The following is a 16,245-nucleotide window of genomic DNA, read 5'->3' as shown; positions in this document are numbered from 1 at the left end:
GGATACTTTTCCCATTTGCTGTGGTCTACTTAGCGCGCTTTGTAGAGGTTTCCGATAACCAACCCAGACGCACTTAATTAATCTTCCTGTTTATATCGTTTTAATCAGGGCGGTTTTATCTCTTCGTTTCCCAGGTTTGCTTGCATGAAATACATTAAAACGATGTCGCAGCAGAAGCTGAGTTTTTGGCTTGCGCTGTACATCGGCTGGTTTATGAACGCCGCGGTGTTTTTCCGTCGTTTCGATGGTTACGCTCAAGAGTTTACCGTCTGGAAAGGGTTGTCCGGAGTGGTGGAACTGGTGGCGACGGTGCTGGTCACCTTCTTCCTGCTGCGTCTGCTCTCGTTATTTGGCCGTCGGGTCTGGCGCATCTTAGCCACGCTGGTGGTGCTGTTTTCCGCTGGGGCAAGTTATTACATGACTTTCCTCAATGTGGTCATTGGCTACGGAATTATCGCTTCGGTGATGACTACCGATATTGACCTGTCGAAAGAGGTTATCGGCTGGCATCTGATCCTCTGGCTGGCGGCGGTTAGCGTGTTGCCGCTCCTTCTTATCTGGAGCAACCGCTGCCGTAAGACGCTACTGCAACAGGTCAAGACGCCGGGGCAGCGGGTGAAAAATATCCTGATAGTCGTGCTGGCCGGGCTGATGGTCTGGGGGCCGATTCGCCTGCTGGAAGTGCGCCAGAAGAACGTTGAGCGCAATTCAGAGGTCGATATGCCAAGCTACGGCGGCGTCATTGCCAACTCGTATCTGCCTTCAAACTGGCTGTCGGCGCTCGGGCTGTACGCCTGGGCGCAGGTGGATGAATCGTCTGATAACAAGTCGCTGATTAACCCAGCGAAAAAATTCACCTACGTGGCGCCGCAGGATCTTGATGATACTTACGTGGTGTTTATTATCGGCGAGACCACCCGCTGGGATCATATGGGTATCCTCGGCTATAACCGCAATACCACGCCGAAGCTGGCGCAAGAGAAGAATCTTGTCGCATTCCGCGGCACCTCTTGCGATACCGCCACCAAGCTGTCGTTGCGCTGTATGTTTGTGCGCGAGGGCGGGGCGGATGATAATCCGCAGCGGACGTTGAAAGAGCAGAATGTGTTCGCTGTTCTGCACCAGCTAGGTTTTGCCGGCGACCTGTACGCCATGCAGAGCGAGATGTGGTTCTACAGCAATACGATGGCCAACAATATCGCCTATCGCGAGCAGATCGGCGCCGAGCCGCGCAACCGCGGCAAGAACGTGGATGATATGCTGCTGGTCGATGAGATGAAGCGCGGTATGGAGCAAAATCCTGATGGCAAGCGCTTGATTATCCTGCATACCAAGGGATCGCACTTTAACTACACCCAGCGGTATCCGCGCAGCTTCGCGCAATGGAAACCGGAGTGTATCGGCGTGGACAGCAAATGTTCGAAGGCCGAGTTGATAAACTCTTACGATAATAGCGTCACCTACGTGGATCACTTTATCGTTAGCGTGCTGGACCAACTGCGGGATAAAAAGGCTATCGTGTTCTACGCCGCCGATCACGGCGAGTCGATTAATGAACACGAACATCTGCACGGTACGCCGCGCATGATGGCGCCGCCGGAACAGTTCCGCGTGCCGATGATGGTCTGGATGTCGGATAAGTATCTGGCGAACCCGGACCATGCCGCCTCCTTTGCGCGTCTCAAGCAGCAGGCGGCAACGAAGGCTCCGCACCGTCACGTTGAGCTGTATGACACCATTATGGGTTGTCTTGGTTATACCTCGCCGGACGGCGGGATTAATGAAAACAATAACTGGTGTCGCGTGCCGGCTTCGAAGAAAGCGGTGAAAGAATAGCTGCAGTGGCGAGATTCTCGCCGCTTGATTGATTTTTTGCTAATAAGGCATTGACGGGTGTGCATCCCAGCAGTAAGATGCGCCCCGCATTCGGTGATTGGCGCAGCCTGGTAGCGCACTTCGTTCGGGACGAAGGGGTCGGAGGTTCGAATCCTCTATCACCGACCAAATTCGAAAAGCCTGCTCAACGAGCAGGCTTTTTTGCATCTGCGACCCGAAGAGGATGAGAACCTCCGGGGGCAGAGGTTCGACTCGAGCGTAGCGAGAGAACGTTGCGTCAGCAACGGCCCGTAGGGCGAGCCACGAAGTGGCGAGTCATCCTCTATCACCGACCAAATTCGAAAAGCCTGCTCAACGAGCAGGCTTTTTTGCATCTGTGGCCCGAAGAGGATGAGAACCTCCGGGGGCAGAGGTTCGACTCGAGCGCTTCCCTGATCGCGGCGCAAGCGCCTTATCAGGGCTACATTCGCACAGCGCATAACCAGCCCGGTAGCCCGGCTAAGCGCAGCGCAAGCCGGGGTGAAAACCTTGTCAGAATCACAAAAATCGCATTTCCCCGCGCATCTCGCCAGCTGTTCGCTGTTTTGTGACATCTTCCATTGCTTTTTTTTATCGATGAATAGATCTTTTTTCGCGAAGCTTATGACTAAGTACAGCATTTTCCGCTGTGCGTTTTAACGTTCGCGCTATTAATCGCTCACATAATGGCCACATGGGAAGAAATTTTCACCATTTTTAAGAATTGTTTATCACCAGATGTTGCAAACTATTAAGGGCTTTATTCTGGTTTATTGCCGGTAGCATAAATTTCTCTGCTGAAAATAGCGCCATCAAGTTTTTTTAATCTTTGCCCACCGATTCTCACCCCTGACGCAAAACCCGGTTAGCTGTATTGACGTTTCTCCATTCTGTTGACAGATTGTACGGCATGAGGGGCATTTCATGGAGAATCCGTACTGCAACTCAGTCGTTTTAGCGAACGGAATCCCCATCTCTCTCAACGCCTTCGGGCACCACCGACCAGACCGGGTAAAAAATAAATAAAGGTCTGGCGGCTATATGCAAACAACATCACAGTTTTGGAGCAGAATAATGAGTATTTCCTTGAAAAAGTCAGGGATGCTGAAGCTTGGTCTGAGCCTGGTCGCCATGACCGTCGCCGCAAGCGTACAAGCTAAAACCCTGGTTTATTGTTCTGAAGGTTCGCCGGAAGGCTTTAACCCACAGCTATTCACCTCTGGTACCACCTATGACGCCAGCTCGGTACCTATTTACAACCGCCTGGTTGAATTCAAAACCGGTACGACCGAAGTTATTCCTGGCCTGGCTGAGAAGTGGGATGTCAGCGAGGATGGTAAAACCTATACTTTCCACCTGCGTAAAGGCGTGAAGTGGCAGGATAATAAAGATTTTAAACCGACGCGCGATCTGAATGCCGACGACGTGGTGTTCTCCTTCGACCGTCAGAAAAATGACAAAAACCCGTACCATAAAGTCTCTGGCGGCAGCTATGAGTACTTCGAAGGGATGGGCCTGCAGGACCTGATTAGCGAAGTGAAGAAAGTGGACGATAATACCGTCCAGTTCGTGCTGACTCGCCCGGAAGCGCCGTTCCTCGCTGACCTGGCGATGGACTTTGCTTCTATCCTGTCGAAAGAATATGCCGACAACATGCTGAAAGCCGGCACGCCGGAAAAAGTAGACCTTAACCCAATCGGCACTGGCCCATTCCAACTGCTGCAGTACCAAAAAGACTCGCGCATTCTGTATAAAGCCTTCCCGGGCTACTGGGGCACCAAGCCGCAGATCGATCGTCTGGTCTTCTCCATCACCCCTGACGCTTCCGTACGCTACGCCAAGCTGCAGAAAAACGAATGCCAGGTGATGCCTTATCCGAACCCGGCTGACATCGCGCGCATGAAGGAAGATAAAAACATCAACCTGCTGGAACAGCCGGGTCTGAACGTGGGTTATCTCTCCTTCAACACCGAGAAAAAACCGCTCGATAACGTCAAAGTTCGCCAGGCGCTGACCTACGCGGTGAACAAAGAAGCGATCATCAAAGCCGTTTATCAGGGCGCCGGCCAGTCGGCGAAGAACCTGATCCCGCCGACCATGTGGGGCTATAACGATGACGTTAAAGACTACACCTACGATCCTGAAAAGGCGAAGCAGCTGCTGAAAGAAGCGGGCATGGAAAAAGGCTTCACCATCGACCTGTGGGCAATGCCGGTACAGCGTCCGTATAACCCGAACGCGCGCCGTATGGCTGAAATGATCCAGGCTGACTGGGCGAAAGTCGGCGTACAGGCCAAGATCGTCACCTATGAGTGGGGCGAGTACCTGAAACGTGCAAAAGCGGGCGAACACCAGACCGTGATGATGGGCTGGACCGGCGACAACGGGGATCCGGATAACTTCTTCGCAACTCTGTTCAGCTGCGCCGCGGCGAAAGACGGCTCTAACTACTCTCGCTGGTGCTACAAGCCGTTTGAAGACCTCATTCAACCGGCGCGCGCCACCGACGACCACAACAAGCGTATTGAACTGTACAAACAGGCTCAGGTAGTGATGCATGACCAGGCTCCGGCGCTGATCATCGCCCACTCCACCGTTTACGAGCCAGTGCGTAAAGAAGTCAAAGGCTATGTGGTTGATCCGCTTGGCAAACACCACTTCGATAACGTCTCTGTCGAATAATAAGCACGATGCCTGACCCCCTCTCCCCGCGTGGGAGAGGCGGGGGGCGTATTCCCGCTATTCGGGGAATACATTTGTGAGCAATACAGACGCCTTGTCACCAGGCCTGGCGTCACTAGAGAGAATCCGGGTTATGTTGCAGTTTATTCTCCGACGTTTGGGACTCGTCATCCCGACATTTATCGGTATTACCCTTCTCACCTTTGCCTTCGTGCATATGATCCCCGGCGATCCGGTGATGATTATGGCGGGCGAACGTGGTATTTCCCCCGAACGTCACGCGCAGCTGCTGGCCGAAATGGGCCTCGATAAGCCGCTGTGGCAGCAATATGCCCATTATATTTGGGGCGTACTGCACGGTGATTTAGGGATCTCGCTGAAAAGCCGCATTCCCGTGTGGCAAGAGTTTGTGCCACGCTTCAAGGCCACCCTCGAACTGGGCGTCTGCGCGATGATTTTCGCCGTCGCCGTCGGTATTCCGGTGGGCGTGCTGGCTGCGGTAAAACGCGGCTCCATCTTTGACCATACCGCCGTAGGCCTGGCGCTGACCGGCTACTCGATGCCTATCTTCTGGTGGGGCATGATGCTGATTATGCTGGTTTCGGTACAGTTGAACCTGACGCCGGTCTCCGGGCGTATCAGCGATACGGTATTCCTTGACGATACCCTGCCGCTGACCGGTTTTATGCTGATTGACACCGCCATCTGGGGTGAACAGGGCGACTTTATCGATGCCTTAATGCATATGATCCTACCCGCCATCGTGCTGGGTACGATTCCGCTGGCGGTGATCGTGCGTATGACCCGATCGTCGATGCTGGAAGTGCTGGGCGAGGATTACATCCGTACCGCTCGCGCTAAGGGGTTAACCCGCATGCGGGTGATTGTCATCCATGCGCTACGCAACGCGATGCTGCCGGTGGTTACGGTGATTGGTCTGCAGGTGGGCACGCTGCTGGCGGGCGCCATTCTGACCGAAACGATTTTTTCGTGGCCAGGTTTAGGCCGCTGGCTTATCGATGCGCTACAGCGCCGCGATTATCCAGTTGTGCAGGGCGGGGTGCTGCTGGTGGCGACGATGATTATTCTCGTCAACCTGCTGGTCGACCTGCTGTACGGCGTGGTGAACCCGCGTATCCGGCATAAGAAGTAAGGGGCCATCATGTCACAAATTACAGAAAATAAAGTTGTCGCCGCGCCGGTGCCAATGACCCCGCTGCAGGAGTTCTGGCACTATTTCAAACGCAACAAAGGGGCAGTCGTCGGGTTGGTATACGTGGCGGTGATGATTATCATCGCGGTATTCGCCAACTTTCTCGCCCCTTATAACCCGGCGGATCAGTTCCGTGATTCGCTGCTGGCGCCGCCGTTCTGGCAGGATGGCGGCAGTATGGCGCACCTGCTTGGCACCGATGACGTGGGGCGCGATATTCTCTCGCGCCTGATGTACGGCGCGCGCCTGTCGCTGCTGGTGGGCTGTCTGGTGGTAGTGCTGTCGCTGATCCTCGGCGTAGTGCTGGGGCTGGTTGCTGGCTATTTCGGCGGGGTGGTGGACTCCATCATCATGCGCGTGGTCGATATCATGCTGGCGCTGCCCAGCCTGCTGCTGGCGTTGGTGCTGGTGGCTATCTTCGGGCCGTCAATCGTCAATGCTTCGCTGGCGCTCACCTTCGTTGCCCTACCGCACTATGTGCGTCTGACGCGCGCGGCGGTGCTGGTGGAAGTGCACCGCGATTACGTGACCGCTTCCCGCGTAGCGGGCGCCGGCGCGATGCGCCAGATGTTCGTTAATATTCTCCCTAACTGTCTTGCGCCGTTGATCGTTCAGGCGTCGCTGGGCTTCTCTAACGCCATTCTCGACATGGCAGCGCTGGGGTTCCTCGGCATGGGCGCGCAGCCGCCGACGCCTGAGTGGGGCACCATGCTTTCCGACGTATTGCAGTTCGCACAAAGCGCCTGGTGGGTGGTGACCTTCCCGGGCGTGGCGATCCTGCTGACGGTGCTGGCATTTAACCTGATGGGTGACGGTCTGCGTGACGCGCTCGATCCCAAACTGAAGCAGTAAGAGGTTCGAGATGGCGTTATTAAATGTAGATAAATTATCGGTGCATTTCGGCGAGCAAAATGCGCCGTTCCGCGCCGTGGACCGCATCAGCTATAGCGTGAAGCAGGGCGAAGTGGTCGGTATCGTGGGCGAGTCGGGTTCCGGTAAGTCGGTGAGTTCGCTGGCGATTATGGGCCTGATTGACTACCCAGGTCGGGTGATGGCGGACAAACTGGAATTTAACGGCCGCGATCTGCAGCGAATTTCGGAAAAAGAGCGGCGTCAGCTGGTGGGGGCGGAAGTGGCAATGATCTTCCAGGATCCGATGACCAGCCTCAACCCGTGCTTTACCGTCGGCTATCAGATAATGGAAGCGATTAAGGTCCATCAGGGCGGCAATAAGCAAACCCGCCGCCAGCGGGCGATCGACCTGCTGAACCTGGTGGGTATTCCTGACCCGGCGTCGCGGTTGGACGTTTACCCGCATCAGCTTTCCGGTGGGATGAGCCAGCGCGTGATGATCGCGATGGCTATCGCCTGCCGGCCAAAACTGCTGATTGCCGATGAACCGACCACCGCGCTGGATGTGACCATTCAGGCGCAGATTATCGAACTGCTGCTGGAGTTGCAGCAGCAAGAAAATATGGCGCTGGTGTTGATTACCCATGACCTGGCGCTGGTGGCGGAAGCCGCGCATAAAATTATCGTCATGTACGCGGGTCAGGTGGTGGAGACCGGTGATGCGAAAGATATCTTCCGCGCGCCGCGCCATCCTTACACCCAGGCGCTGCTGCGCGCGCTGCCGGAGTTTGCCCAGGATAAGGCGCGTCTCGCATCGCTACCGGGGGTTGTTCCGGGGAAATATGACCGCCCAAACGGCTGCCTGCTGAACCCGCGCTGCCCCTATGCCACGGATAAATGCCGGAGTGAAGAGCCCGCGCTCGCGGATCTCGACGGCGGCCGTCAGTCAAAATGCCACTACCCACTCGATGATGCCGGGAGGCCTGGATTATGAGTACGCAAAAGGCCGCCACGCAACAACCGCTGTTGCAGGCCATTGATCTGAAAAAACACTATCCGGTGAAGAAAGGGTTGTTTGCTCCGGAACGGTTGGTGAAAGCGCTGGACGGCGTCTCCTTTACCCTTGAACGCGGTAAAACGCTGGCGGTGGTGGGGGAGTCGGGATGCGGCAAATCGACGCTGGGTCGTTTGCTGACGATGATTGAAATTCCCACCGGCGGCGAGCTGTATTATCAGGGGCAGGATCTGCTCAAGCACGACCCGCAGGCGCAAAAGCTGCGGCGGCAAAAAATCCAGATTGTGTTTCAGAATCCATATGGTTCGCTGAACCCGCGTAAAAAAGTGGGGCAGATTCTGGAAGAGCCGCTGTTGATCAACAGTAGCCTGAGCAAAGAGCAGCGGCGTGAAAAAGCGCTGGCGATGATGGCGAAGGTGGGCCTGAAAACGGAACATTACGATCGCTACCCGCATATGTTCTCCGGCGGCCAGCGCCAGCGTATCGCTATTGCCCGCGGACTGATGCTGGATCCGGATGTGGTGATAGCCGATGAGCCGGTTTCCGCGCTGGATGTTTCGGTACGTGCGCAGGTGCTGAACCTGATGATGGACCTGCAGCAGGATTTAGGCTTGTCCTACGTGTTTATCTCCCACGATCTCTCGGTCGTCGAGCACATCGCTGATGAAGTCATGGTGATGTATCTTGGCCGCTGCGTGGAGAAGGGGACCAAGGACCAGATCTTTAATAACCCGCGTCATCCGTATACTCAGGCTCTGTTGTCAGCGACGCCGCGTCTGAACCCGGACGATCGACGCGAGCGCATTAAGCTCACCGGCGAACTGCCGAGCCCGCTGAATCCGCCGCCGGGCTGCGCCTTCAATGCGCGCTGCCGCCGACGCTTTGGCCCATGCACCCAGCTTCAGCCGCAGCTTAAGGATTACGGCGGCCAACTGGTGGCTTGCTTTGCCGTTGATCAGGATGAGAATCCCGAGAAAGCGCGGGCGTGATGGGAAGCGGGTTGTCGCGTGATGATTTCTGCGGGGGAGAGCTGGAATGCGCCTCGCAGATTGCCAAAGGGCGTGGTGAAGGCGATGACTCGGAGCAGTAGAATTGACGCCAAGCCGGGTTCGCCCGGTGAGGCGCAATGTTGCGGGGGCTTGAACCCCGGCGGCATAGATAAGTTGCTGGAAAGAGAAAACCCTCGCACGTTGCTGGTGTTAACCAGGCAACTGAACGAGGGCTATCATAACTCCAGACAAGTTAAAGATAGCCGCGAACGGTTGCCATTGCAATACAGGCGGCTCTATGACGCTCACACAGTTAGGTCTGATCTTATGGGACGATCTGGCGGCGCCGATAATTGCTGGCATCGTGGTCAGCATTATCGTCAGCTGGATGCACAACCAGAAGTGACGGACCGGCGGGCGTGAGTCTGCTGCGTTGGCAATTTGCGCCCGAACAGGCCGCAGGAATTCTCCTGCGGCCTTTTTCGTCTTTACTGCGGATACGGCACCCAACTGCCGCCGTTTAGCTGCACGTAGGGTTTGCCCTGATACTGAATGACAATGGCGTTGGAGTTTTCTGATACCGCCGCGGTCTGCGGCAGATTTGCGGTATATTGCTGCCAGTTGACGTTATCTTCGGTAAACATCTTACCGTCCAGGGCGCGCACCACCAGTTCAGAAACCGCGAGGTAGCTGGAAGGCTGAGTGATTTCCACCGCGGCGCCCTGATGCGGTGCCTTCATGCCGAAGAATTTCACCGCCGCAGGTACGTTGGTAATCGACGGGCTTGGGATATCGCGCAGCCCGGAAACCTGCATCTTATCCCCCTTCAGCGCGGCGCCGTGTTCCGGCACCACCACCACCATCACTTTACGCCCCGATTTTTCCAGTTCGGTGAAGAAGGCGTCCAGCTCATCAAAGAACTTCTGCGCGCGGGCCTTATAGTCGGCCGTTTTGCTTTGGCCGGGATAATGGTTGCCATCGTGCAGCGGCAGCGTGTTGTAGAAGGTCGCGGTACGGGGCGTGTTAAGCTTCTCGGTAGACTGTAGCCAGCGATCGAGCGTCGCCTGGTCGTCGTAAACCGGCGATCCGTCGAAGCCTTGCAGGATTACCGGTAAACCGCTCTGATCCATCAGCGGACTCTGCATGCCGCCGAGCGAGCGAACCTCTTTGAGGAAGTCGCCGAATACGCCGTTATGCCCCAGCATCAGCTGTTGGGTAAAGCCGAGTTTGGCCAGATTTTCGAACAGGTAGCACTCGTTGCCAGACGGCTGATACAGGTTGTTATGCGATAGCTGGCCGCAGCTGGCGCGCAGCAGGCGAACGGCTGCCGGGCCGCTGTAGGAAGTGGCGGAGTTAAAGTTTTTGAAGAGGATATCGAAATGTTTCCACAGCGGATGATCCATCAACCCGGCAGCCTCAATGTCTGACCATGACAGGGAACAGATATTAATAACCAGCAGATCGAACGGCTGCGCATCCCCAGGCAGCTGATCCGGGAACGGTGTTTTTCTTTTCTGTTCAGAAGCATAGAAAGTTTTCAGCCAATTGCTAAGGTTAGCTGAGGTTGGCGGTTCGGTCTGCGGCGGGATATCGCCGCTGGCGGCGGCGCTGGTTGATGCCGCGGCTGTTGTCGTTCCACCGGTCGTTGCCGCCGGCGTGGCCGCTGCGGTGGTCGGCTGCCCGGCGGGCCATAAAGTAAAGGAGGGCAGCAGCGGGCTGATAACCAGCCAGACCATGATCGCCGAAACGAAGACGGTAACGCGCAGCCATTGACTGATGAATAGCCACAGCACCAGCAGCACAAAGAAGGCGCCGACCATATTCCAGTTAATAAAACGGGTGATCAGGTCCCAGATGTAATCGGCGCTGAAACCGGCGATTTGCGAGCCCTGGCTCATGATGCTTTCCGGACCCGGTAACCAGGTGTCATGCCAGAACAGGGCAAAGCCGAGCGGAATCGCTATCCAGTGGCGTATCCGGTGCAGTTTTTCACGGGGGATCGGCACCAGCAAAAAGGCGAGGAACACCAGGTTGAGCATTGGATGGAAGTTCAGGTATCCCGCCCACAGCAGGGCAAACTTCACGAGAAAATAGAAGTTCCAGCCGGACAGGCCGCGCCAGTACTGCCATAGCGGAAGCGGCGTAGCGGTAGTTTTTGCTTTAGTCATTTTTTCGGTTTGCCCTGCCTGGTCGCGCTCTCCCGGCGCAGTACGCCGGCCGGTTTCACGAAACGGGGTTTAAAGAACATCAAACGTAAAGTGGTGCGAATACGGCGCTGATAATGGCGCGTCAGGTATCCCAGCGGGAAAAATAGCAGGGCGCACAATACGATCAGCTGAATGATATCGGCGATAGACATCATGACCGCGGTTCTCCGTCGGTGGAGAGTCGCCAGGGTTCAGGGATTCGCCGCCACTGGCGCCCATCGTGTTTAACGTTAAGGGCTTCGTTTTTGCCCACCGTAATCGGCAGCGGCGTGTTCCAGTTGTCAGGAGATATGCCGCGCATCAACAGGATTTCCGCGGAAATTTGCTTATCTTCGAACCAAATCATACGGTTAGAGAAAATGTCTCCGGTCGGTAAAGGGAAGATATGGTTTAACGCCGTGTCCAGGTCATTTACCCGGCAAAACGATAAAAACAGCACTAATCGATTATTACCGATCGTCGCGATATCGCCCATGCGGTTGGGTTTACAAAGGGTTAACGCCTGTTCGACACGTAGCCCCGGCGCGGGGCGCAGCGCCACCATTACCCCTTTGCTATCCGGCGGCAGCAGCGTGTTGGCCATGATATTGCTGACCGCTTCACAGAAGGCGTCCCACTTTTGATAACCGCGAAGTTTAAGCGGCCGGCTCCAGGTCAACAGCGTGTTGAAGTCTTCCGGAACGTGGCGAGTAAATTTCTGCTTTTGCACGCTTTCAATAAGCGTGAGGCAGCGAGAAAGCCCGGCGCTGCAGGGGATTACCATGTTGGCGCCGCTGCTTAACAGCAAGCGTTCATCGGTGGCGCGCAGGCTCGGCGTTTGTTCACGTACCACGATTTTTAAGGCGCTGCCGCGCTGGCGACGCAGGGTATGGATATAGCGTCCGAGCTGCTCTATTTGCTCATTTTGGGTAATGGAAAATAGCAAGGTGGCCGCCTGCGCGGTACGACCGGCTTCAAAGACGGCGTCATTGGTTTCGAACAGCGTCCAGTATTCGGAAAGCGCAGGCGCCCCTTCCAGCACGCGCAAATTACTGAGGACGATTTTTTCGTCGCTACGCGGTTGCACTGCCGCTTCTTCGCTCTGCGCCAGCCGCCAGCCCTCATCATCGTGTAAAATAACCAGCTGCTGCTGCGCGCTAATACCTTTCTCACTGCCCCACCACGCGATATCAAATAGATGGCTATCGCCCTGATAACGAATGCTCGCCAGCCCGGAAAGGGCGCGGTACTGGCGTAATAACGGAGAAAGTTGTTTGTCGGTATCATTAGCCGAATTAAGTACCATAAGAGAGCAGTTATGGTATTTGGCCCATCGATTAGATTTTTCTACCCAATGGAGTAATTCTTCTGTTTTTATATTTTGCCAGGAATTTTCTGTACATAGCAGAATAAATAAATAGTTGCCAGGTTCCATAGAACAAAGTATGTCGCGGTGCAACTCCTGCAGGCCTTCCGGGCGATCTGGCATCGTGAATAGTGCGATTTTATCAGGACCGCGATCTTTTCTTAAGGATATGACTTCATTAGGTTTTTTACCCATTATTATGGCGGAGACCTTGCTTTCCAGAGCCTGGCTTTCCAGCGTTTGATTCAGCAGGCTGACGGCGTCGGCATAGCGGTCGACATTAAGCCACCATACCCCGCCAACGGGCATATGGCATACTTCGTCCCATAATGATGAAATACCCAATGTATATACAATATCCACGATGTTCCTCGCGTGCCCTATTTACAATGATTAGTTTACTAGCGAAAGCGTGAGAGTAAACCTAACATTGAAATTAAAGGACATCAGTTTTAGCATGTACACGTAATTTTAGGGATGAGCGGTTTCCACTTCCTGGTTTTATAATGTGTTTTTCGAATGGACAGAGAAATGCCGGAAAAAGACCCTACGGTACCTGGCGATGCAACGCTGGGATATACCTTCCAAAATGATTTCCTGGCATTAAGCCGGGCATTTTCCCTGCCGGATATTGATTACCACGACATTTCCCGACGCGAACAGCTCGCTGCGGCGTTGCAACGCTGGCCGCTGTTGGCCGAATTAGCTGAGAAAAAGTAAGGAAGCCGTCGATGGCGATTCTGGGATTACAAGGCATACGCGGCGGCGTAGGCACCACATCTATTACCGCCGCACTGGCCTGGGCGCTACAGCTGCTCGGTGAAACCGTGCTGGTGGTCGATGCCAGCCCGGACAATATGCTGCGCTTTTTCTTCAACGTTGATTTCGACCATCGCAACGGCTGGGCGCGCTCGTTGATTGACGGAGGTGACTGGCGCGACGCCGGGCTGCGCTACACCGCGCATATCGATCTTCTGCCGTTTGGCCGCCTGACGCCTGGCGAACGTGAGCACGTTGATAAGTTCAGTCCGACGCTGGAACCTATCGCGGAGCAAATCAAATTGCTCGACCAGCAGGGGAGCCACCGCTGGCTGCTGATTGATATACCCGAAGGCTACTCTCCGCTTACCCGCGAATTGCTGAACGTTTGCCATCGCGCTCTACAGGTTGTGCATCCCGACGGCAACAGCCATATTCGCCTGCATCAGCAGGCGCTGCCTGCTAATGCGGATATTTTGATTAACGACCTGCGCGTCGGCAGCCAGCTGCAGGAAGATCTCTATCAACTGTGGCTGGAAAGCCAGCGCCGTATTCTGCCGGTCACGATTCACCGCGATGAAGCGATGGCGGAATGTCTGGCGGCTAAACAGCCGCTTGGCGAATATCGCCAGGATTCGCTGGCGGCGGAAGAGGTGCTGACGCTGGCCAACTGGTGTCTGCTGCACTATGCCAGAGAGGGAGCGGCATGATCCGCCTGAGTACGTTGCTGCTGGCGCCGCCGGTGGGCGAGCGCTTGAGCGCACGTTATGATGACTATCGTCAGCATGGCGCGTCGGTGCTTTCAGCTTTTCTCGGTTGCCTGTGGGTGTCGTTGGCGTGGGCGTTAATGCCGCTTGAGACGCCGCGCTGGCAAGCTATTCGCGAACACCACGGCGACTATTTTCCGCATATTAATCCGCATCGCCCACGCCCGTTAGATCCCATACGCTATTTGCTGCAGTCGCTCTGGCTACTGGCGACCCGGGTGCCGGAACCGGATAAAAAAATTAACTGGCGCTCGCTGGCGGCGCTGGAAGGGGTTCACGGGCGCTACGCGCAGTGGATGGAAAAATTACCGGAAAAGGTCAACACCCGTACCGGCCATCTCGATAAGCAGAAAGAGCTTGAGCACCTGCATCCACAGCTGCGGCGGCTGGTGCTGGGTACCATCACCTTCTTCTCGCTGATTCTGGCGCTGTTGTGTATCACCCAGCCGTTTAACCCGCTGTCGCAATTTATTTTCCTGCTGCTGTTGTGGGGCGTCGCGCTGCTGGTGCGGCGTATTCCGGGGCGTTTCTCCGCCCTGATGTTGATCGTGTTGTCGCTGACCGTTTCCTGTCGCTACATCTGGTGGCGCTATACCTCCACGCTGAACTGGAACGATCCGGTCAGCCTGGTGTGCGGGTTGATTTTGCTGTTTGCCGAAACCTACGCCTGGATTGTGCTGGTGTTGGGCTATTTCCAGGTGGTGTGGCCGCTCAATCGCCAGCCGGTGCCGCTGCCGGAAGATATGAACGAATGGCCGACGGTGGATATCTTCGTCCCGACCTACAACGAAGATCTTAGCGTGGTGAAAAATACTATCTACGCGTCGCAGGGTATCGACTGGCCAAAGGATAAGCTCAATATCTGGATCCTTGATGACGGCGGGCGCGAAGAGTTTCGCCAGTTCGCGAAAGATGTCGGCGTCCATTACATCGCGCGTACCAGCCACGAACATGCCAAGGCCGGTAATATCAACAATGCGTTGAAGTATGCGAAGGGCGAGTTCGTCTCTATTTTCGACTGTGACCACGTGCCGACCCGCTCCTTCCTGCAGATGACCATGGGCTGGTTCCTGAAGGATAAAAAGCTGGCGATGATGCAGACGCCGCACCACTTTTTCTCGCCGGATCCGTTCGAACGCAACCTGGGCCGTTTTCGTAAAACGCCAAATGAAGGGACGCTGTTTTACGGCCTGGTGCAGGACGGCAACGATATGTGGGATGCGACCTTTTTCTGCGGATCCTGCGCGGTCATTCGCCGCGGCCCGCTGGATGAAATCGGCGGTATCGCCGTCGAGACGGTCACCGAGGATGCCCACACCTCACTGCGCCTGCATCGTCGTGGCCATACCTCCGCCTATATGCGCATCCCGCAGGCGGCGGGGCTGGCGACGGAAAGCTTGTCGGCGCATATCGGCCAGCGTATTCGCTGGGCGCGCGGAATGGTGCAGATTTTCCGTCTTGATAACCCGCTGTTTGGTAAAGGGTTGAAGCTGGCGCAGCGTATCTGCTACGTCAACGCGATGCTGCACTTTTTGTCCGGTATCCCGCGGCTTATCTTCCTCACCGCGCCGCTGGCATTCCTGCTGTTACACGCCTATATCATCTATGCGCCGGCGCTTATGATCGCGCTGTTCGTGCTGCCGCATATGATCCATGCCAGCCTGACGAACTCGAAGATCCAGGGCAAGTACCGCCACTCCTTCTGGAGTGAAATCTACGAAACGGTGCTGGCATGGTATATCGCGCCACCGACCTTCGTCGCGCTGATTAACCCGCACAAAGGCAAGTTCAACGTCACCGCCAAAGGCGGACTAGTGAAAGATGAGTATGTCGATTGGGTTATCTCACGCCCCTATATTTATCTGGTGTTGCTTAATCTGGTGGGCGTGGCGGTCGGCATCTGGCGCTTTATGTACGGACCCGAGAACGAAATTTTAACCGTCTGGGTCAGCATCATCTGGGTATTTTATAACTTAATCATCCTCGGCGGCGCCGTGGCGGTGTCGGTGGAGAGCAAGCAGGTGCGGCGTTCGCACCGCGTAGAGATGTCGATGCCGGCGGCGATTGCCCGCCCGGATGGCCACCTGTTCTCCTGTACCGTTCATGACTACTCTGACGGCGGCCTGGGGATAAAAATTCACGGCGACGCGCGGGTACTGGAAGGGCAACACGTGAATTTGCTGCTCAAACGCGGACAGCAAGAATACGTCTTCCCGGTTCGCGTCGCGCGGGTCAACGGCGGTGAAGTCGGCCTGCAATTGCTGCCGCTGACTAACCAGCAACATATTGATTTTGTGCAGTGTACGTTTGCCCGCGCTGATACGTGGGCGCTTTGGCAGGACAGCTTCCCGGAAGATAAGCCGATGGAAAGCCTGCTGGATATCCTCAAGCTGGGGTTCCGTGGATATCGTCACCTGGCGGAGTTCTCGCCGCCGTCGGTGAAGGTTATTTTCCGCTCGCTCACCTCGCTGGTGGCCTGGATTGTATCGTTTTTGCCGCGCCGTCCCGAACGCGCCGCGGCGGTGCTTTCGGCAGAACCAGCAATGGCTCAACAATGATGAT

General features: G+C 55.7%; 13 protein-coding genes, 1 tRNA gene and 1 other RNA gene. 12 read left to right on the top strand and 3 right to left on the bottom strand.

Annotated elements, in window-relative coordinates; translation table 11 throughout:
* The first annotated feature begins 144 nt into the window (after positions 1-144).
* From eptB to PGR23_RS12290, 9 genes are all read left to right on the top strand, one after another.
* Positions 145-1,836 (top strand): kdo(2)-lipid A phosphoethanolamine 7''-transferase, encoded by a 1,692-nt coding sequence (eptB, locus tag PGR23_RS12330; RefSeq protein ID WP_047067268.1) that lies wholly within the window; start codon positions 145-147, stop codon positions 1,834-1,836.
* 91 nt (positions 1,837-1,927) lie between these two features.
* Positions 1,928-2,004, top strand: a tRNA-Pro gene (locus tag PGR23_RS12325).
* Between the two features lie 34 nt (positions 2,005-2,038).
* A non-coding RNA gene (locus PGR23_RS12320) (RtT sRNA) lies at positions 2,039-2,171 on the top strand.
* Positions 2,172-2,928: 757 nt separating this feature from the next.
* Positions 2,929-4,536, top strand: coding sequence for a dipeptide ABC transporter periplasmic-binding protein DppA (dppA, locus tag PGR23_RS12315; RefSeq protein WP_047047780.1), 1,608 nt, complete (start codon positions 2,929-2,931; stop codon positions 4,534-4,536).
* Between the two features lie 133 nt (positions 4,537-4,669).
* Positions 4,670-5,689, top strand: a complete 1,020-nt coding sequence (dppB, locus tag PGR23_RS12310; protein WP_002921786.1) for a dipeptide ABC transporter permease DppB — start codon at positions 4,670-4,672, stop codon at positions 5,687-5,689.
* 9 nt (positions 5,690-5,698) lie between these two features.
* A complete protein-coding gene (dppC, locus tag PGR23_RS12305) occupies positions 5,699-6,601 on the top strand; it encodes a dipeptide ABC transporter permease DppC (protein ID WP_045390783.1) in 903 nt (300 codons plus the stop codon).
* A gap of 10 nt (positions 6,602-6,611) precedes the next feature.
* Positions 6,612-7,595: a dipeptide ABC transporter ATP-binding protein gene (dppD, locus tag PGR23_RS12300; RefSeq protein WP_045390786.1), complete on the top strand. Its 984-nt coding sequence runs from the start codon at positions 6,612-6,614 to the stop codon at positions 7,593-7,595.
* Complete coding sequence (gene dppF / locus PGR23_RS12295; RefSeq protein ID WP_015369233.1) at positions 7,592-8,605, top strand: dipeptide ABC transporter ATP-binding subunit DppF; 1,014 nt, start codon at positions 7,592-7,594, stop codon at positions 8,603-8,605. Before dppD ends, dppF begins: the two co-directional genes overlap by 4 nt.
* 298 nt (positions 8,606-8,903) lie before the next feature.
* The gene (locus PGR23_RS12290) at positions 8,904-9,011 is read left to right on the top strand and encodes a type I toxin-antitoxin system toxin Ldr family protein (RefSeq protein WP_015703763.1); all 108 of its coding nucleotides are present in this window, start codon (positions 8,904-8,906) and stop codon (positions 9,009-9,011) included.
* A gap of 82 nt (positions 9,012-9,093) precedes the next feature.
* On the opposite strand, the gene bcsG is transcribed toward PGR23_RS12290, so the two are convergent.
* The 3 genes from bcsG to bcsE are packed head-to-tail and all read right to left on the bottom strand — an operon-like array spanning position 9,094 to position 12,520.
* The gene (bcsG, locus tag PGR23_RS12285; RefSeq protein ID WP_047047789.1) at positions 9,094-10,773 is read right to left on the bottom strand and encodes a cellulose biosynthesis protein BcsG; all 1,680 of its coding nucleotides are present in this window, start codon (positions 10,771-10,773) and stop codon (positions 9,094-9,096) included.
* Positions 10,770-10,967 (bottom strand): cellulose biosynthesis protein BcsF, encoded by a 198-nt coding sequence (bcsF, locus tag PGR23_RS12280; RefSeq protein WP_045390791.1) that lies wholly within the window; start codon positions 10,965-10,967, stop codon positions 10,770-10,772. The genes bcsG and bcsF overlap by 4 nt, the downstream gene beginning before the upstream one ends.
* Positions 10,964-12,520, bottom strand: a complete 1,557-nt coding sequence (gene bcsE, locus PGR23_RS12275; RefSeq protein ID WP_396279320.1) for a cellulose biosynthesis protein BcsE — start codon at positions 12,518-12,520, stop codon at positions 10,964-10,966. The genes bcsF and bcsE overlap by 4 nt, the downstream gene beginning before the upstream one ends.
* 168 nt (positions 12,521-12,688) lie before the next feature.
* Between bcsE and bcsR the strand changes: the two genes are divergently transcribed.
* Genes bcsR through bcsA form a run of 3 tightly spaced genes read left to right on the top strand, consistent with a single transcriptional unit; the run spans position 12,689 to position 16,241 of the window.
* A complete protein-coding gene (bcsR, locus tag PGR23_RS12270) occupies positions 12,689-12,877 on the top strand; it encodes a cellulose biosynthesis protein BcsR (protein ID WP_045390797.1) in 189 nt (62 codons plus the stop codon).
* An 11-nt stretch (positions 12,878-12,888) separates the two neighbouring features.
* The gene (bcsQ, locus tag PGR23_RS12265) at positions 12,889-13,626 is read left to right on the top strand and encodes a cellulose biosynthesis protein BcsQ (RefSeq protein WP_047047797.1); all 738 of its coding nucleotides are present in this window, start codon (positions 12,889-12,891) and stop codon (positions 13,624-13,626) included.
* A complete protein-coding gene (gene bcsA, locus PGR23_RS12260) occupies positions 13,623-16,241 on the top strand; it encodes a UDP-forming cellulose synthase catalytic subunit (RefSeq protein ID WP_045390803.1) in 2,619 nt (872 codons plus the stop codon). The genes bcsQ and bcsA overlap by 4 nt, the downstream gene beginning before the upstream one ends.
* The last annotated feature ends 4 nt before the right edge of the window (positions 16,242-16,245 follow it).

The organism is Klebsiella sp. 141162, assembly GCF_050600755.1.
Taxonomy (GTDB): Bacteria; Pseudomonadota; Gammaproteobacteria; order Enterobacterales; family Enterobacteriaceae; genus Klebsiella; species Klebsiella aerogenes.
The sequence above is the reverse complement of the archived record's forward strand: the minus strand, read 5'-3'. Positions and strand labels throughout refer to the sequence as shown.